Origin of the sequence: Curtobacterium sp. MMLR14_010 (assembly GCF_001865015.1) — a bacterium.
Classification (GTDB): Bacteria; Actinomycetota; Actinomycetes; order Actinomycetales; family Microbacteriaceae; genus Curtobacterium.
Genome location: NZ_MJGV01000101.1, coordinates 114,340 through 132,451, shown reverse-complemented (window position 1 = coordinate 132,451; position 18,112 = coordinate 114,340). Strand labels below are relative to the sequence as shown.

The window sequence follows — 18,112 nt, the reverse complement described above, 5'->3', positions numbered from 1 at the left end:
CTGCGCGCAGCGCTCAGGCGTGCGGTTCGCGGTACAACACGATCTGCGTGTTCCGCTGCGGCCGGGCCCCGGCGCGCAGCGAGATCGCCGCACCGGACGCCGTCGCCGCGAACACACGCGCACCCGGCCGGCTGATCAGCTGGTCCGCGAGCGCTCGCTCGAGTTCACGCACCCGGTCACGCAGTTCCTTGTTCTCGTTCTCCAGGTCCAACACCCGCCGGATGCCCTCCAGGGACACGCCCTCCGACCCGAGCCGAGCGATCTCGCGCAGCTGCACGACGTCCCGCATCGAGTACCGGCGCGACCCGCCGCGCGTCCGGCCCGGCACGACCAGGCCGAGCCGGTCGTACTGCCGCAGCGTCTGCGGGTGCATCTCCGCCAGCTCCGCGGCGACCGCGATCGCGAAGACGGGCGAGTTCTCGTCCATGTCGGTCATGGGGTGTCCTTCCGTCGTTCGCGTGGTCCTGGAACAGCCTGGAGGCCCGGCGAGCGTCCGTCAGGAAGCCACCCCGAGCCTCTCCCCACCGACACGGCCGGCCCGCCGCTTCGCGACGGGCCGGTACCGGCGGCGTGGGCCCAGGCTGGGTTGCGTTGATGCGTTGTCCTAGCTGCGCGCCTTGGCGAGCAGGTCTTCGCGAGGGTTCTCGTCGGGCAACGCCGCTGCGAGTGCCTCGACGGCATCCCGCGCCTTGTCCGACAGGTGCGACGGCACGGCGACCTGGACGGTGGCGAGCAGGTCGCCCGTGCCGTCCTTCGTCGCGACGCCCCGCCCCTTGACCCGCAGGACACGACCAGAGGGCGTACCCGGCGCGACCCGGAGCTTGACGGGCTCCCCGCCGAGTGTGGGCACCTGGATCGTGGCGCCGAGCGCTGCCTCGACGAACGTCACGGGGACGTCCACGCGGAGGTGCTGCCCGTCGCGCTCGAAGACCGGGTGCTTGCGGACGTGCACCAGCACGACCAGGTCGCCGGCGTCGCCGCCGTCGGGCGATGGCTCGCCCCGACCACGCAGCCGGATCTTCTGGCCGTCAGCGACGCCCGCGGGGATGCGGACGTTGACCGGACGGCCGTTGCCCTGCGACAGCTTGATGGTGTCGCCGGCGATGGCCGTCGTGAAGTCCAGGGTCGTCGACGCGGTGACGTCGCGCCCCTTGGCCGGACCACCGAAGCCTCGGTAGCCGCCGGAGGGCTGGCCGAAACCAGCCCCGCCGGCGCCGCCGCCGAACATGCCGCCGAGGATGTCCTCGAAGCCGCCACCCTGGCCGAAGCGGACGCGCTGTCCACCGCCGCCGGGCTGACCGCCGCCGCCGAACATCCCGCCGAAGACGTCCTCGAAGCCGCCACCCTGACCCGGGCCACCCGCGGTGAAGCGGGCACCCGAGCCCAAGGCGCGGACCTGGTCGTACTCAGCGCGCTGTTCCTTGTCGGAGAGCACCGAGTAGGCCTCGCTGATCTCCTTGAACTTCGCCTCGGCCGCAGCGTCACCCGGGTTGGAGTCCGGGTGGAACTGCCGCGCGAGCTTGCGGTAGGTCTTCTTCAGGTCGGCGTCTGACGCCTTCTTGTCGACGCCGAGGACCGCGTAGAAGTCCTTGTCGAACCAGTCCTGACTGGCCACGGCTACCTACCTTCTTCTTCCATGTCCGAGCGCTCCCCGGCTCAGGCCGGGACCGCCACGGCGACCTTGGCCGCACGGATGACGCGCTCACCGAGCTTGTAGCCCGGCTCGACGACGTCCGCCACGGTCTGGCCGGTGGCACCCGGGGTGGGGAGCTGGACGATCGCCTCGTGGATGTTCGGGTCGAAGGCCTCGCCCTTCTCGCCGATCTGGACGAGCTTGAACTTCTCGAAGCCGCCGCGGATCTTCTGGCCGATGACCTGCATGGGGCCCTCGGTCAGGTCGCCGTGCGCCTCGGCTCGGCTCAGGTCGTCGAGCGCCGGGAGGAGTGCACGTACGACCTCGGCGATGGCGACCTCGCGGTTGGCCTCGCGGTCACGCTCGACGCGCTTCCGGAAGTTCACCAGCTCGGCCTGCGCACGGAGCATGTCCGTCCGCATCTCCGCGACCAGGTCGCGGTCGCTCGCGGACAGGCCGTCCTCGGCGATGCCGCGGGCGGCGTCGTCGAGCAGGGCCTGGTCCTCGGGGCTCAGGTCGCTCGGCACTTCGACGTCGGGACCCTCGGCCTCGATGAGGTCCTCCGGCTGCTCCGCGTTCGTGGCGTCGCCCTCGACCTGGGGCTCCGGCTCGTTCTGGACGTTGTCGTCGTTGGCGTTCTTCTCGTCAGCCATCGTCTACTTCTTGTCCTTGTCGTCCTCGTCGTCCACGACCTCGGCGTCGACGATGTCCTCGTCGTTGCCGTCCTGCGGCTGCTCGCCGGCACCATCGGCACCCGTGGCACCGGCAGCGCCGGCGTCCTGCTGGGAGTAGATGGCCTGGCCGAGCTTGCCCTGCGACTCGTTGAGCTTGTCGTAGGCGGTCTTGACGGCGTCGTCGTCCTCACCCGCGAGGGCGGACTTCAGCGCGTCGACGTCGGCCTGCACCTCGGACTTCACGTCCGCGGGGAGCTTCTCGTCGTTCTCCTTGATGAGCTTCTCGATCGAGTAGACGAGCTGCTCGGCCTGGTTGCGACGCTCGTTGGCCTCACGACGGGCCTTGTCCTCGGCCGCGTGCTCCTCGGCTTCGCGGACCATGCGCTCGATGTCCTCCTTCGGCAGCGAGGAGCCGCCGGAGATGACCATCGACTGCTCCTTGCCGGTGCCCTTGTCCTTGGCGGACACGTGCACGATGCCGTTGGCGTCGATGTCGAAGGTGACCTCGACCTGCGGGACGCCCCGGGGAGCCGGCGCGATGCCGGTGAGCTCGAAGGTGCCGAGCGCCTTGTTGTCGCGGGTGAACTCGCGCTCGCCCTGGAAGACCTGGATCGCGACCGACGGCTGGTTGTCGTCAGCGGTCGTGAAGGTCTCGCTGCGCTTGGTCGGGATCGCGGTGTTGCGGTCGATGAGCTTCGTCATCAGGCCGCCCTTGGTCTCGATGCCGAGCGAGAGCGGCGTGACGTCGATGAGCAGGACGTCCTTGCGCTCGCCCTTGAGGACACCGGCCTGCAGTGCGGCGCCGACGGCGACGACCTCGTCCGGGTTGACGCCCTGGTTCGGCGACTTGCCACCGGTCAGCGACTTGACGACCTCGGCCACAGCGGGCATGCGGGTCGAGCCACCGACGAGGACCACGTGCGCGATGTCGTTGACCGACACACCCGCTTCCTTGATGACGTCGTTGAAGGGCTTCTTGGTGCGGTCGAGCAGGTCAGAGGTCATCTGCTCGAACTGCGCGCGCGAGATGGTCTCGTCGAGGTTCAGCGGGCCGTTGGCCGTCAGCGTCAGGTACGGGAGCTGGATGTTCGCCGACATCTGCGACGACAGCTCCTTCTTGGCCTGCTCAGCAGCTTCCTTGAGACGCTGCTTCGCGATCTTGTCCGTGGACAGGTCGACGCCGTGCTCCTCCTTGAACTTCTTGACGAGGTAGTCGACGATGCGCTGGTCCCAGTCGTCGCCACCGAGGCGGTTGTCGCCCGAGGTCGAGCGGACCTGGATCGTGGAGAAGTCGTCGTCCTTGCCCACCTCGAGCAGGGAGACGTCGAACGTGCCGCCACCGAGGTCGAAGACCAGGATGAGCTCGTCTTCCTTGCCCTTGTCGAGCCCGTACGCCAGTGCGGCCGCGGTCGGCTCGTTGATGATGCGCAGCACGTTGAGGCCGGCGATCTCACCGGCGTCCTTCGTGGCCTGGCGCTCGGCGTCGTTGAAGTACGCCGGGACGGTGATGACCGCGTCGGTGACGTCCTCACCGAGGTACTGCTCGGCGTCGCGCTTGAGCTTGCCGAGGGTACGGGCCGAGATCTCCTGCGGCGTGTACTTCTTGCCGTCGATGTCCGTCGTCCAGTCAGTGCCGATGTGGCGCTTCACGCTGGCGATGGTGCGGTCGACGTTCGTGACCGCCTGACGCTTCGCGGTCTCACCGACGAGGACTTCCCCGTCCTTGGTGAACGCGACGATCGACGGCGTGGTGCGGAGACCCTCAGCGTTGGCGATGACCGTGGGCTCGCCGCCCTCGAGCACGCTGACGACCGAGTTGGTGGTTCCGAGGTCGATGCCTACTGCACGTCCCATGTGTGGGTGCTCCTTCTTGCTAGGGGTAAGTCGTTGGACTTGCGTCCGATGGACTCAACTCTACTCCTAAGCGGAGGCGTGTCAACTCCTAGAAGTCAAGGTTGCGTCCGAAAGACTCAACTCGTGGCGCAACCGTTCCGCGCCTGACAGACCACCGTCCCCTACGACCAGCGCGTCCCGAGGCGCGCCGCAGTCTCACCATCCCGTGGGCGCTTCCACTGCCATCCCCAATCGAAGTGGGCTGGGGCACGACGATGCATTGCGATTACCACCGACAACCTGTGCGCTGGCGAACGACCCGCACGTGAATACGCGCTCTCCGCGAAAGGCTCCACAGGTCTGGAAGAAACGCCCCAGGGATACCCCTCAAGGCGACAGAACCACGGGCAGCCCGTATACCGTTCTTCTCGCCGATGCGGCACCTCCAAGACTCAACCAATCCGCCTCGTCCCGTCGGAAGCGGACCGGCTGTCTCTCCTGTTGCTCGTCAGCGATTGCCGCCGAGGCGCCCCAAATCCTCGCCACTAAGTCCTGGTCGCGTACCGGCGCGCGCACAGCCCTGTCGTACTCCCTGACGAGTTCTCTTCGGCGGTGCGCGAGCGCGTCATCTGACAGATCCGCGAGCGCAATCCCTTCAAAATCAGTCACGCCTACAGCCTTGCCCTCGGCTCGCGCTCGTCGGGTAGCCCCCCACTTATCTGTGGACAAAGCAATGCACTGCACTTCGCGACGCCATCTCCGGTTGCATCGCCGCCGCCCGGACGGTCAGCGGCCGTTCCGGCCGCACTAGCGGCGGCAGCGCCCCCAATCCCGGCGACGCCGAGGATCTCGGGATGCTGCGTGAGTGGGCTGCCGCGAACGGCCACGAAGTGTCGTCCCGTGGGCGTATCAGCCAGGCTGTCCGCGATACGTACGACGCAGCGCACTGACACCAGTCCCTCACGCGCAACAACGGCCGGTCACCCCGGGGGGGGTACCGGCCCTTGTTGTCCGTGCCGATAGCGGTCTCTTATGTCAGACCACTGGGCTGGACTCGGCATTGGAGGCCTCGGCGGGCTTACCTTCGATAGCTGAAAGGACACGAGCCTCCAGCGCCCTCGCCCCTCCAACCGCCGCAGGGCCGAGCTGACGACGACGCCGATCCATCTCGTCTCTCACGCCGCGCTTCAACAGACGTTCACTATCTGTGTGCGTCTTTTCCCGAACGCTCTCTGCCTCCGCAAGTAGCGCTGGCGTAGCGTAGTCAAAGAGCGTCATGTCGGTTGAGGACGGCAGATCGATGAGCGTTTCGTGCTCGATCGCCTTCCGCAACGGACCCAGGCGGATTAACTGCGCCAGAAAATCTGGACTAAGCGTGGGCGAGTCGGGCGCCTGAGAACCGAGGCGATCCTTGATGTACACGCCTAGACGACTAGCAGTTTTATCAACCGTCAGCCACCACGCCCTGTGACCCATTGGACTGCGAGCAAGACTTTTTCGATACTGAATCACACCGACGGAATTCTCAACGTCGTGGGCGACGAGTCTATGGCGGATAGAAGATTCAGTGCGCCTCCGATCGTGCGCTTCATTCCACAACTCCTGAAGTGCCGCTCGAAGCTCTAGAGGCGCATTGTCGGACTCATGCAAAAGCGACCTCGTCGAGATAGAAAATTCTTCTTCCAGGTAGTCGGACACATCCTCTTCTGGGCGGGAGCGGCCGGCAAACTCATTACGCCAGTCATTGAATTGCGACGGAAGCCCCCCGGAAAGAACATATGCAGTGTAAAGGAACGGAATCCGCCCCCTCCAATCACTCCCGTTGGTCGAGGCATAAACGTAACCGCGGTTCAGATGGCGCTCAACTTCCTCTACGACTCCTTCAGTTACATGTAGGCGCAACCCAGCATCACTCGCCGCACGCATGAGGAGCGTGAACTCCCTACGACTCGGGTCGTCGATCAAAGTTTCCCCAATCAAGGGAAGGACGACGGAAGTGTCTAGCCAGATATCCCCTTCTGAGAAGATTTCAACGACAACTTTCTGCACGTCTGGCGTTTGACGCAGGAAGGCGAACAGAGTGTAAGCATCACCCAGTCGCGCCAGATGCCTTCGAACGGCTACGTTCGCGGTTCGCAGCACGGCCAGCACGATCGCCGTCAACTCGTTCAAATTGACGAGAGCGGGCAACTTTCGCCGTTGCAGAGTGCCTGCAACTTGATCTGGGTCGACCTGAAACGGAACGCCATTATTCACCGTGGCTACGAAGGCTTCACCTCGATCAAAGAGGACGGCTTCAACAGAATTGCGCAACTCGGCCAAGTCAAGTTTAGCTGCGCGATCCGAACCAAGAGTGTCCTCGACTACAGATCTGAGCTCATCGCCGACTTCATTCTCTTCCAGCAGAAATTGAGCCGCCTTAGCTTTCATCTCCTCAGCGGCACCATAGGCCAGGTGGAAGCTATCGCTGTCCCGCAGATGCTTGATCGGGCCCTTCTTTGCGAGTCGCTTGAGGGTCCCGGCAACTAGCGCTTCCACCTGCCCCTCAACTCCTGTTGGGACCCGTCGGCCTACATCCTCTTGCAGCTGCTTGAGCGTCTTGGTATTGGCACTATCGGTATCATGCAGCGCAGCAAGTACGAGGGCATCGAAGCAGCTTCGCGTCAAACTCCGATCAGTTTCAACGTCGCGGTTCTCAAGTGCAAGATGCAAGAGCGCCACCCGGCCATCGTCCTGCGAAAGAGCAGTGCCTGTCCTCTCGCGAAGGCCGCTCGCAGCCAGGAGGGGATCAGCGTATCGTGCGATAAGTCGCTCACTAGCGGCAGCCCTCTGGGGGTAAGTGTTTTCGCGCTCGAGAAACCAGGATCGGTCGCGGACATCCAAGATAACTTGAAAGTCGACGCGCGCCCTTTCGCGCACTTTATCCCCATCTGCGCCGATGTATTGGTTCGTGGCGTAAATCAGGTGAGTATAGTTGAGACCTTCATCCTTCAGTCTACTCAGAGTGCCAATAATTTTGGCGTTGAAGTCTTGAGCAACGGAGTACTGCGCGCCGATGGAGGGCGCACCGTCGATGGAATACACTTCTCCGTCTCGCCCTCGGTCTCCGTTTGCCCCGGCAGTACTGCGTAGCGAGGGATATTCGACGGCGAGGAATTCGGCCGCAAACATCTCGAAGTCCCGCCAGACACCTGCGTGCAGCTGCTTCAGTGCGAGTTCAAGCCGCGGATTTGTCATGTAGTGATTGTAGTGACGTTCCGTCAGTTGCGGCTAGCGCATCCTCGCCGCTCGCCGCTCGCCGCTCGCCGCTCGCAGGGTGCAGGGTTGGCGTTGCATTGGGTATACCTCAACGCAACAGGCGGTCGAGCAACTAAGCGGAGTAGCTCTTGGGCCCCCTTCGACCCTTTTGCTACAGATCCGGCCGCGGGTCTAGACGTGGTGCAGCACAAGAGGTAGACGGTCGCTCACGTGCGCGTTTGCATGCGGGCTTGCGTGCGGGTGCGCGTTCGTGTTCGCGTTCGATCGACCGGCCAGGACCTCGCCCGTCGGCTCGTGGCGATCTGCGATGTCGATCGCGGGTTCAAGGAGAAGGCACGGGAGCCCGGCGTGAAGAGCATCTCGAGCCTTTTTGGCGGAGTCCTGCGCCGCTGCGGTGTGCCTGTTTCACTGCCTCCTCGATGTCGAGCAACGCACCAACCGGTCCCTCCGCTTGCAGCTCAGGCCCCGCGCTCGGTCTTCCGACCGATACCGACACATCAGTCGCTCAGATCTGAACTAGGGTCGGTGCCGTGCGATGGAGTCGAGTGAACTGGCCCTCGGTGGGCTACGTGTCCCTCGAGGACTTCGACGGACAGTCGGAGCACGTCGCACGGGTGCTCGAGGACGCTCCTCCTCCGGTCGCCGCACTGGCCACAGTGCGCTGGACCGACGCCCGGGTCGCGACGCTGCGCAGCGAGCCGTCGCACCGGCACGCGTCGGACGTCGCCGAGGATAGCACCTCGGACACGACGGCGATCCCGGGGCACGGCCTGCCCGACCCGGTGGTGGTGCACGCCGAGGTCCTCGTCCGGAACGACGAGGTACTGGACACCCCCGACGGGCTCTGGCGACGGTGGAACCACGCTCGCGTGACCCTGCGCTTCGACGACGCCGTGATCGACCCGCCCGACGTCGACGCCGGTGCGGTCCTGGCCGGGGACGCCCACATCGCGCGCGGCGAGCTCGACCACGTGGCCGGCGAGGACGCCTGGGAACTCCGGCTCCTCGTCTCCCCCGTCGGCGAGGTCGCGATCCGCTTCCGCGACGCCCAGGTCTCGGTCCGCAGCGTCGACGAGTCCGACTACGACGTGCTCGGCGACCGCCCGACGCGCGGCTGGCACGGCCCGGTGCCGGACGGCTGGGTGGAGTGGGCGACCGAGGGCGTCCGCGCCGCGGCCTACGGCGACCTCGGCGGGCTGCACCTCGCCGACGACGCGAGCGACGTCGACGACGTCGACCCGCGCTGGGGCTTCGCCCCGCTGCACGCCGCCGCGTGGTTCGACCGGCCCGAGATGCTCGAGGAACTCCTGCGCCGCGGGGCCACGCTCGCCCTGATCGACTCCGAGGGGCGCACGCCGCTGACGCTGGCGGTCGACCGCGACGCGCGACGGGCCGTCCGCGTCCTGGTGGCAGCGGGCGCTGACCTGGAGGCTCGGGACAGCGACGGCAACACCCCGATCGTCAGGGCTGCATGGGGTGGCCACGCCGAGGTGGTGCGCATGCTCGCCGCCGCGGGTGCCGACGTCCGGGCACGGGGCTCGCGGGGCGCGACGCTGCTCATCGCGGCGGTCGACTCCGCGGACGTGGACACGGTCCGCGTAGTGCTCGACCTGGACGTCGATCACGCAGCCGAGGACGACGAGGGCTCCACCGCCGCGGACCGCGCGGGACTCCTCCGCGACGGCGCGATCGCGGACCTGCTCACCGCGGACACGACCGACTAGCGACCGGACCAGCGCGCGCGACGCGGGACGAGCCTCCCGTCAGACGGACAGGGCGTTGGCGGACGCGACGCCGCCGTACCAATGGGCCGAGGGCTTCGGGGTGCGCTCGAACGTCTCCCGGTCCCACGCCACGAGACCGAACGTCGGCCGGAAGCCGGAGGCCCACTCGTAGTTGTCGAGCAGCGACCAGTGCTGATAGCCGCGGACGTCGATGCCGTCCTCGATGCAGCCGTGGATGCCCTCGAGCGCGCCCTGCGTGTAGGCGATGCGGCGGGTGTCGTCCGCGGTGGCGATGCCGTTCTCGGTGACCATGACCGGCACGTGGCCGGACAGCTCCCACGCGCTGCGGATGCCGGCGGCGGCTGCATCCGGCCAGAACTCCCAGCCGGTGAGCGTCGTCTCGACGTCGTCGGCGACGGGCAGCGGCCCGTCGGTGCCGATGAACGTGCGCGTGTAGGCCTGGACGCCGACGAAGTCGTCGCCCGCGGACTGCTCCAGGTACCAGTCGTCGCGCGGGTACCCGTACTCCCGCAGCATCTCGGCCGAGCCCGGCTGGTCGGTCTCCTGGAACGCCTGGGTCGCGATGGTCCACCCGGACTGGAGGCCCGACACCTGTCCCAGGACCTCGCGCGACCGCTTGTGGCTGGCCAGCAGGGCATCGGCCACCTGCAGGTCCGGGTTCGGCAGGCCGAAGGCCACCAGGTTGGCCGCGTCCTCGCCGCCGGCGAGCATCGCGGCGATGTTCGGCTCGTTGATCGTGCAGACGTAGCGGACGCCGTCCTGCACGACGGGGAGCGCGGCCTCGGTGTACCGGGCGAACAGGTCGGCGGCGTCGGGGGCACGCCAGAAGCCGTCGCGCTCGAACCAGCGCGGCACGGTGAAGTGCATGAGGGTGACGATCGGTTCGATGCCGAATTCGTGGCAGGCCTCGACCATGCGGCGGTAGTGGTCGACCTCAGCGCGGCTGACGAACCCGCGCTCTGGTTCGATGCGGGACCACTCGATGCTGAACCGGTAGGAGTTCAGGCCCAGGTCGGCGGCGATCCGGATGTCCTCGCGGTAGCGGTGGTAGCTGTCGGCCGCGTCGCCGGAGGGCTCGACGATCGTGGTGTCCGGTTCGTGCTCGTGCACCCACCAGTTGCTGTTGACGTTGTTGCCCTCGATCTGGTGGGCGGCCGTGGCGGCGCCCCAGAGGAAGCCGTCGGGGAAGTGCAGCGTGGTGATGATGGTGCCTTTCAGTGGGCGGACAGGAACCGGTCGAAGACCTCGACGGTGCCCTGCGGGTTCTCGATCTGGGGGCCGTGCCAGCTCTCCGGGATCACGACGTACTCGGCGCCGGTGTCCTCGGCCATGGTCCGCTGCCACGGGATCGGCCAGGCGCCGTCCCACTCCCCGTGCGTGACGAGGACCGGGAGCCCGGTGGCGCGGAGTTCGGCGGAGCTGTCGGTGTGGTCCTCGAGGATGTGGCCGCCGGCGACGATGCTCAGGGGGCTCGTGGCGTCGAAGCGCTCGCGGACCATGCGCACGTCGTCGGGGAGCTCCTCGTCGGGGCGGTACGCCCAGAGCGGGTTCGTGGCGTCGAACAGCGTGCGGTTGTTCCCCGCGGTGTCGTGCATGATCGTCAGCTCGGTGACCTTGCGGTAGGGCCAGCCGTACGGCCCGGAGCAGAACTGCACGACGTCACGGAAGGCACTCGGGTCCTGGATCGCGGCGGCGCGGACGATCACCCCGCCGAGCGAGTGCCCGACCAGGTGCACGGGAGCGCCGTCGTCGAGCAGGTTCGCGACCCGGACCACGTCGGCGGCCTCTTCTTCCAAGGCGTAGTCCCGGGGTTCGGTCGGCGCTGCCGAGTCGGCCTGACCACGGCGGCTGATCGCGACCGCGGTCCAGCCGGCGTCCCGGAGCAGGGACATGAACGTGCGCCAGTCCTCCTTCGAGCCGGTGTACCCGGGGACGACGAGCACGACGCCCTTGCTCGGCCCCGACGGGACGACGCGGTAGGCGGTGAGCCGGCCGACGGGCAGGTCGATGCCGACGACGTCGACGCCGTCGGGGGTGGGCAGGTGGCCGAACGGCGGGACGGTGGGGAACGCGTGCAGGTTCGTCATGAGGCCAGTCTGCGACGGGGGTTCGGTACGGCGTCCAGCAGCGCGACCGTGTAGTCGTCCTGCGGGTGCTGCAGCACGTCGGCGGTCCGGCCTCGCTCGACCACGGCCCCGTCGTGGAGCACCATGATGTCGTCGGTGATGAGCCGGGCGCTCAGCAGGTCGTGCGTGATGTAGAGGAGCGAGACGCCCCACTGCTCCCGCAGGTCCTCGAGGAGCGCGAGCACCCCGGCACGCAGGGTCACGTCGAGCATCGAGACCGGCTCGTCGGCGATGATCACCTGCGGGTCGCTCGCCAGCGCCCGGGCGATGACGACGCGCTGCCGCTGCCCGCCCGAGAGCTGGTGCGGGAGCTTCTGCGCGAACTGCTCCACGGGCGTCAGGCCCACGGTCTCGAGGAGTTCGAGCACGCGGTGTCGCGCGTCCCTGCCCCGGAGCCCGGTGTAGTTCACGACCGGACGGGTGAGCGTGTACTCGACCGTGTGCAGCGGGTTGAGCGCCGAGTACGGGTCCTGGAACACCATCTGCACCTCGGAGCGCAGGTCGCGCATGCCCCGGCGCCCGAGCTTCGCCACGTCGAGGTCGCCGAACCGGACGGTGCCCGAGCTCGGCTTCTCCACGCCGGTGAGCAGCTTCGCGATGGTCGACTTGCCCGAGCCCGACTGGCCGACGAGCGCGAGGGACTGCCCCGGCTCGAGGGTGAAGGACACGTCGCGGACGGCCCGGACCGGGTCCTCACCACGACGGGGCGGGGCGTAGGTCTTCACGAGGTGGTCGACGACGATCGGGTTCCGCGCCGCACTGCGCTCGCGGGTGCCGACCGTGGCGTGGGAGGTGGTGGCCTCCTGCCGCTTCTCGCCGTGTTCCGCACGGAGCGAGCGGTCCGGGAAGCCGGGCAGCGACACAACCTCGGCGCGGGGGTCGGCGTAGTGCGACAGGAGCATCTGCGTGTACGGGTCCTGCGGGGCGTGGAGCACCTCGCGCGAACCGCCGTCCTCGACGATCCGGCCCTCGTGCATGACGAGGACGCGCTCGGTGGCCTCGAGCACGATGCCGAGGTCGTGGCTGATGAGCACCGCCGTGAAGCCCTCGGCACGCTGCAGCTCGATGATCGTGTCCATCACCGCGTGCTGCACGAGGACGTCGAGCGCCGTGGTCGGCTCGTCGAACACCATGAGCTGCGGTTCGAGGGACAGCGCCAGGGCGATCGACACGCGCTGCCGCATGCCGCCGGACAGCTCGCCTGGGAACCGCGCCAGCATCGAGTCGGGCAGCTTCACCTTGCCGACGAGCTCCCGCATCCGGCTGTCCCATCGCTCGCGCGGCACGTGGCCGTGGGCCTTGAAGACGTCGATGAAGTGGTTGCGGATCGTCCGCACCGGGTTCAGCGCGTTCATGCCCGACTGCAGCACCATCGCGAAGCCGCCCTGGCGCTGCTGCCGGAGCTCCTCGTCGCCGAGGTCGCGGATGTCCTTCCCCGCGAACACGATGCTGCCGCCGTTCGTCCGCGCCGGGGGCTTCTGCAGCCGGGTCAGCGCGTAGCCGAGCGTCGACTTGCCGGAGCCGGACTCGCCGACCAGGCCGACGAACTCGCCCTTCCGCAGGGAGAACGACACGTGGTCGACCGCCTGGACGGCGGTCTGGCCCGACGACTCGTAGACGACGGACAGGTCGCGGACGTCGAGCAGGACGTCGGTCGCGGATCCGGTGGGACCGTCGGACGGGAGGACCGTGGCGGCGCCGGTGCGCGCCTCCAGTCCGTCCTGGGGTGCGGAACGTGAGCCGCTCATGCGGTCGCCTCCTTGCGCTTCCGGCGCGCGCCCTCGCGCAGCCGCGGGTTGGACACGGCGTCGACGCCGAAGTTGATGAGGGTCAGGCTCATCGCGAGGAGCGCGATGCAGAGGCCCGGGGCGAACAGCAGGATCCACTGGCCGGTGAGCAGCGCGTTGGAGTTCTGCGCCCAGTAGAGGATCGTGCCCCAGCTGACGATCGAGGAGTCGCCGAGGCCGAGGAACTCCAGGCCTGCCTCGGCCAGGATCGCGCTCGTGGCGGCGCCGAAGAAGCTGCCGACGATGAGGCTCGTCATGTTCGGCAGGATCTCGCGGAAGACGATGCGGGGAGCGCTCTCGCCGGAGAACTGCGCGGCGGTCACGAAGTCACGGCCGCGGAGGGACTGCGTCTGGCTGCGCAGGACGCGAGCGCCCCAGGCCCAGCCGGTGACGACGATCACCGCGATGATGACCGCGATGCCGCCGTTCTGCAGGTACGCCGCGATGACGATCATGAGCGGCAGGCCCGGGATCACCAGGAACAGGTTGACGATGAAGCCGATGACCTCGGCGATCCACCCGCGGACGTAGCCCCAGCTGAGGCCGATCGCGACGGCGACGAGCGTGGACAGGATGCCCGCGACCGCGCCGACCATGACCGAGATGCGGGCGCCGTAGACCAGTTGCGACAGGACGTCCTCGCCGGCGGCGGTGGTGCCCATCCAGTGCGCCCAGCTTGCGTCCTCGCTGCGGGCGAAGCCGTTCTGGGACGCGCCGTACGGGGCGAGGAGCGGGGCAGCGATGGCCACGACGACGAAGACGGCGAGGATGACGATGCCGATCCGGGCCTTCGTGTTGGACCAGACGACGCCGAACTGGCGGGCGGCGGACCTGAGCTTGGACGGGGCTTGCTGTTCCGGTGCGTCCTGCGTGCGGACTGCGACGGTTGCGTTGTTGGTCATCGGCGCGTCCTCGGGTCCAGGACGCCGTACAGCACGTCCACGATGAAGTTGGCGATGAGCACCGACACGGTGATCATCAGGAAGAGCGCCTGCATGAGCGGGTAGTCCTGCCCGATGACGGCGTTGAACAGCAGGTAGCCGATGCCCGGGTAGCCGAACACCTGCTCGACGAGCACCGAGCCGCCGACCACGCCGCCGAGGGCCAGGCCGAAGCCGGTCAGGTTCGGCAGGATCGCGTTGCGGGCGGCGTAGCGGATGGCGACGGTGCGACCGCGCAGGCCGTTCGCCTCGGCGAAGGTGACGTAGTCGTCACCGAGCGTGTTGATCATCGCGTTGCGCATGCCGATGATCCAGCCGCCCAGGCTGGTCACCAGGATCGTCACCGCCGGCAGGACCGCGTGCTGCAGGGCGTCACCCGTGAACGCCAGGTTCAGGCCGGGGGTGGTCGTCGCCGAGTACGCGCCCGTGGTCGGGAACCAGTGCAGGACGTAGCCGAGGAAGAACAGCAGGAGCAGCGCCGTCCAGAAGTACGGGAACGTCGACATGAACGACCCCGACAGGGTGGGGAGCGAGTCGAGCCAGGTCCCCCGCTTCCAGGCCGCCGCGATGCCGATCAGGGTGCCGAGGACGAACGCCAGGATCGTCACGACCCCGACCAGGATGAGCGTGTACGGCAGGGCCTTGCCGACGAGGTCGCCGACGGGCTGCGGGTAGAACGTGTAGCTCGTGCCGAAGTCGAGGGTGACGACCTGGTGCAGGTAGCTGCCGTACTGGGCCCAGAGGCTGCCGGTCGGGACGCCGAGCTGCGCCTCGATGGCCTTCTTGGTGGCGTCGGTGACCGGGCCGTTCTGGCTGAGCTTCGCGAGGGCCGCGTCGCTCGGGCTGCCCGGCATGAGCCGCGGGAGCACGAAGTTCAGCGTGACCGCGGCCCAGAGGGTCAGGACGAAGAGGACGAGTTTCTGGAGGATGTACTTCACTTCTGGTCCCCCTGCTGGTCCAGGATCTCCCGGCCGGCGGCGCTGTCGCGCAGCCGGAGCTTCGTGAAGATGAGCAGCGGCGCGGAGTCGTAGTTCTGCGGTGCCATGTAGGGGTCCTTCGCGCTCGGCCAGCCGACGAACTTGCTGGTGTTGAACAGCCCCCAGAGGCCGCCGTGGTACATGCCGATGACGGGCAGCTGGTCGTACACGATGGTCTGCAGCTGGTCGAGGATCTCCTGCTGCTCGGCCGGGTCGGTCGTGCCCCGGTACGCGTCGAGCAGGCGCTGCGTCGCCGGGTCGCGGTAGCGCTCGTAGTTGTTCACGGTCGACTTGCCGACGGGCTGGTAGAAGTCGGTCGACATGAGCGAGTTGAACGCCTGGTAGACGTCGCCGTTGCCCATGCCGCCCATCGCCATCTCGAAGGTGCCGTTGTTGATCGCCTGCTGGTAGCCCGCGGGCTGCGGGGCACTGATCGACACCTTGACGCCGATGGCCGTGAGGTCGCGGCGGACCTCCTGCGCGGCGCGGAGCCAGTCGGCGTACCCGTTGGCGGTCGTGATGGTGATCTCGAGCTGCTTGCCGTCCTTGACGATCTTCCCGCCCTGCTCCACCCACCCGGACTTCGCGAACGACGCCTTCGCCGCGGCGACGTCCTGCGTGACCATCCCGTTGTCCGGGATGTCGGGGTTCGCGTACCGCTCCTGGTTCGGCAGGATCAGGCCGGTCTGGGCCGCCGCGGTCAGGTTGCCTTCGGTCGCGGTCTCGGCGATGTCGTCGCGGTCGAGGGCGAGCGAGATGCCTCGGCGGACGTTGACGTCGTCGTACGGCGCCTTCGTCAGGTTCGGGATGAGGCCGATCACGCCGCCCGGCGGGAACCAGTACGTGTTCGTGTCCGATGCGGCACCCCACGTGCCCTTGACGTCGGAGATGAACGAGTACGCCCAGTCGTAGCCGCGGGTGACGGTGTCGAGCTGCGTGTTCGTGGCCGGCAGCACGAGATGCTCGATGGCGATCTTCCCCGCCTGCCAGTACCGCGGGTTCTTGTCCATCGAGTACTGCTGGTCGGAGTAGTTGCCGAGGACGAACGGCCCGGTGCCGACCGGGTTCGGGTCACGCCACGTCGTCGGGTCCTTGACCTTCCCCCAGTGGTGTTCGCCCAGGATGTACGTCTGGCCGATGATCGTCAGGCTCGGGACGTCGTCGGACTTCAGGTGGAAGACGACGTGGTCGCCCTGCTGCTCGATGGTGTCGATGTGCTGCCAGGCGCCCTTGACGTCCATCGCGGGGAACTGCTTGAGCAGGTCGAACGTGAAGACGACGTCGCGCGCGGTGAACGGCGTGCCGTCGGACCACTCGACGCCGTTGCGGATCGTCATGTCGATCGTCCGAGCGTTCGGCTGCTCCCACGAGCTCGCGAGCCAGGGGTTCCGCTTGCCGTCGAGGGGGTTGACCTCGATGAGCGGCTCGTACATCCACTTCGACGCGGTGCGGGCGTTCGTGATGTACGGGTTGAAGTTGCGGTCGAACAGCGGGTTGCCGTGGTCGGCGTTGATGAGCATCGTGTCCTTGCCGATGCTCGGGTCCGGCTCGGATCGGACCTGGATGCTGCAGCCGGTCGCCGCGAGGGCCACGACCGCGATGCCGGCGAGGGTCGCGACGAGGCGTCCGCGCCGGGTGCGCGGTGTGCGCGGCATGTGCCGCGTGCGCCGCGGGGTGCGCTGTGGGGGAAGCGTCATTGCTCGGTCGACCTCCGTGTCGAGTGGGTACGAGGGTCAATGTATGCGCTTACATCACGGCGCGCAAGTCCGGTGGGGGCGTCTGGTGCGAGGTTGCACACTCCGTGCGGGGCCGTGGGCGCGCACGGAGTGTGCAAGCTCGCACGGGGCGGAAGACCTCGCACGGTGCGAGCACCCCGCACTACAGCGCCGGGGGGCAGCTCTCACGCAGGAGCACCTCGACGGGGAGCCGGACGGCACGCGGCGGCCCCTCGCGGCGCTCCAGCCGGTCGACGATCGCCACGACCGCTGCACGCCCGAGCTCCCCCATCGGCTGGTGCACGGTGGTGAGCCTCGGCGCGGAGAACCGCCCGGCGTCGATGCCGTCGAAGCCCGTCACGACGATGTCCTCCGGCACCCGGAGCCCCGCCGCGAGCACCGCGTCGAGCACCCCCAGCGCGGACTGGTCGTTCGAGCAGACGATTGCCCGTGGCGGGGTGTCCGACAGCAGCGCGACCGCCAGCTCCCGCGCCCGCACCCGCCCGAAGTCGCCGTGCACGGTGCGGACGGAGCGGGGCTCGACGCCGTGGTCGTCGAGCGCCTGGCGGAAGCCCGCCGAGCGCTCCATGTCGTCCGGGGAGTCGATCGGGCCGGCGACGTACGCGATCGACCGGATGCCGAGCCGCCCGATCACGTGGGCGGCCAGCGTGCGCATCCCCGCGGCGTTGTCGACGCTGACGGAGTCGAACCCGTGCGACCGCCGGTCGTCCGCGAGCACCACCACGGGCACCCGGCGGGCGACGTGCTCGAGCAGCTCGTCCGGCACGGTCTGCGCCAGCACCGCGAGGCCGTCCACACGCCCGGCGACGTCGTTCACGATGACGTCGCGAGAGGGACCCCGCCCGGCGGCGACCATGAGCGCGAGGCCGCGCTGCCAGGCCTCGGTCTCGGCGCCGCGGAGCACCTCGTCGAAGTACAGGTTGGACGCGAACGGCTGCGTCACGTGTCGACGGTCGTCGACCACGCGCACCCCACCGTCCGTCACGAGCCCCGGTCGCTCATCGGGCACCACGTCGAACCCGGGCAGCAGCAGCCCGATCACGCCCGTCCGCTTGCCCGCGAGCGCCCGGGCGTTCCCCGACGGCACGTACCCGAGGAGCCGGATGGCGGCCTGCACGCGGTCGCGCGTGCCCTCGCGGACGGCGTCGGGCGTGCGGAGGACCCGGGAGACGGTGGCGATGGACACCCCGGAGGCGGCGGCGACGTCGTAGACCGTAGGAGGTGCGGGGCGCTGCTCGGCCAAGCCGCTCCTCCAGTCCGTCCGCTGATGCGCGCCGGAGGCGAGCCGCCCCGACCGCGGACCATCCTAGGCAACCCGCCTCGACACACTTCTCCACAACCGCCGGCCGGCCCTTGCGTCGGACGCCCGCAGCGGATCACACTGGGGCGACCTCAGTACGTC

General features: G+C 68.2%; 15 protein-coding genes. 2 read left to right on the top strand and 13 right to left on the bottom strand.

The window, feature by feature from the left end; translation table 11 throughout:
• Window positions 1-13: 13 nt before the first annotated feature.
• The 5 genes from BIU98_RS18140 to BIU98_RS19180 form a co-directional block, all read right to left on the bottom strand.
• Window positions 14-427 carry a MerR family transcriptional regulator gene (locus tag BIU98_RS18140; protein ID WP_071279785.1) on the bottom strand — a complete coding sequence of 138 codons (414 nt, stop codon included), beginning with the start codon at window positions 425-427 and terminating at the stop codon, window positions 14-16.
• Window positions 428-604: 177 nt separating this feature from the next.
• Window positions 605-1,615, bottom strand: coding sequence for a DnaJ C-terminal domain-containing protein (locus tag BIU98_RS18135; RefSeq protein ID WP_071279676.1), 1,011 nt, complete (start codon window positions 1,613-1,615; stop codon window positions 605-607).
• 41 nt (window positions 1,616-1,656) lie between these two features.
• The gene (locus BIU98_RS18130; protein ID WP_071279674.1) at window positions 1,657-2,286 is read right to left on the bottom strand and encodes a nucleotide exchange factor GrpE; all 630 of its coding nucleotides are present in this window, start codon (window positions 2,284-2,286) and stop codon (window positions 1,657-1,659) included.
• 3 nt (window positions 2,287-2,289) lie between these two features.
• Window positions 2,290-4,161, bottom strand: a complete 1,872-nt coding sequence (gene dnaK, locus BIU98_RS18125) for a molecular chaperone DnaK (RefSeq protein WP_071279672.1) — start codon at window positions 4,159-4,161, stop codon at window positions 2,290-2,292.
• A gap of 366 nt (window positions 4,162-4,527) precedes the next feature.
• Window positions 4,528-4,809, bottom strand: coding sequence for a hypothetical protein (locus BIU98_RS19180; RefSeq protein WP_139200831.1), 282 nt, complete (start codon window positions 4,807-4,809; stop codon window positions 4,528-4,530).
• 50 nt (window positions 4,810-4,859) lie between these two features.
• Between BIU98_RS19180 and BIU98_RS18690 the strand changes: the two genes are divergently transcribed.
• Window positions 4,860-5,090, top strand: a complete 231-nt coding sequence (locus BIU98_RS18690) for a histone-like nucleoid-structuring protein Lsr2 (RefSeq protein ID WP_083393391.1) — start codon at window positions 4,860-4,862, stop codon at window positions 5,088-5,090.
• 85 nt (window positions 5,091-5,175) lie between these two features.
• On the opposite strand, the gene BIU98_RS19175 is transcribed toward BIU98_RS18690, so the two are convergent.
• Window positions 5,176-7,377, bottom strand: coding sequence for a hypothetical protein (locus BIU98_RS19175; RefSeq protein ID WP_139200830.1), 2,202 nt, complete (start codon window positions 7,375-7,377; stop codon window positions 5,176-5,178).
• A gap of 551 nt (window positions 7,378-7,928) precedes the next feature.
• On the opposite strand from BIU98_RS19175, the gene BIU98_RS18115 reads away from it, so the two are divergent.
• Entirely contained in the window at window positions 7,929-9,122 is a 1,194-nt protein-coding gene (locus tag BIU98_RS18115) for an ankyrin repeat domain-containing protein (RefSeq protein WP_083393390.1), read from the top strand.
• 39 nt (window positions 9,123-9,161) lie between these two features.
• Here BIU98_RS18115 and BIU98_RS18110 read toward each other — a convergent pair whose 3' ends face one another.
• The 7 genes from BIU98_RS18110 to BIU98_RS18080 form a co-directional block, all read right to left on the bottom strand.
• Window positions 9,162-10,337, bottom strand: coding sequence for a glycoside hydrolase family 1 protein (locus BIU98_RS18110; RefSeq protein ID WP_217635722.1), 1,176 nt, complete (start codon window positions 10,335-10,337; stop codon window positions 9,162-9,164).
• Window positions 10,338-10,357: 20 nt separating this feature from the next.
• Window positions 10,358-11,230 (bottom strand): alpha/beta fold hydrolase, encoded by an 873-nt coding sequence (locus tag BIU98_RS18105; protein ID WP_071279666.1) that lies wholly within the window; start codon window positions 11,228-11,230, stop codon window positions 10,358-10,360.
• Window positions 11,227-13,017, bottom strand: coding sequence for an ABC transporter ATP-binding protein (locus BIU98_RS18100; protein ID WP_083393389.1), 1,791 nt, complete (start codon window positions 13,015-13,017; stop codon window positions 11,227-11,229). Before BIU98_RS18100 ends, BIU98_RS18105 begins: the two co-directional genes overlap by 4 nt.
• Complete coding sequence (locus BIU98_RS18095) at window positions 13,014-13,958, bottom strand: ABC transporter permease (protein ID WP_071279664.1); 945 nt, start codon at window positions 13,956-13,958, stop codon at window positions 13,014-13,016. Before BIU98_RS18095 ends, BIU98_RS18100 begins: the two co-directional genes overlap by 4 nt.
• On the bottom strand, window positions 13,955-14,935 hold the full coding sequence (locus BIU98_RS18090) for an ABC transporter permease (protein WP_071279662.1): 981 nt from the start codon (window positions 14,933-14,935) through the stop codon (window positions 13,955-13,957). Before BIU98_RS18090 ends, BIU98_RS18095 begins: the two co-directional genes overlap by 4 nt.
• Window positions 14,932-16,671, bottom strand: a complete 1,740-nt coding sequence (locus tag BIU98_RS18085; RefSeq protein ID WP_254788018.1) for an ABC transporter substrate-binding protein — start codon at window positions 16,669-16,671, stop codon at window positions 14,932-14,934. The genes BIU98_RS18090 and BIU98_RS18085 overlap by 4 nt, the downstream gene beginning before the upstream one ends.
• 181 nt (window positions 16,672-16,852) lie before the next feature.
• Window positions 16,853-17,953 (bottom strand): LacI family DNA-binding transcriptional regulator, encoded by a 1,101-nt coding sequence (locus BIU98_RS18080; protein WP_071279660.1) that lies wholly within the window; start codon window positions 17,951-17,953, stop codon window positions 16,853-16,855.
• Between the last annotated feature and the right edge of the window lie 159 nt (window positions 17,954-18,112).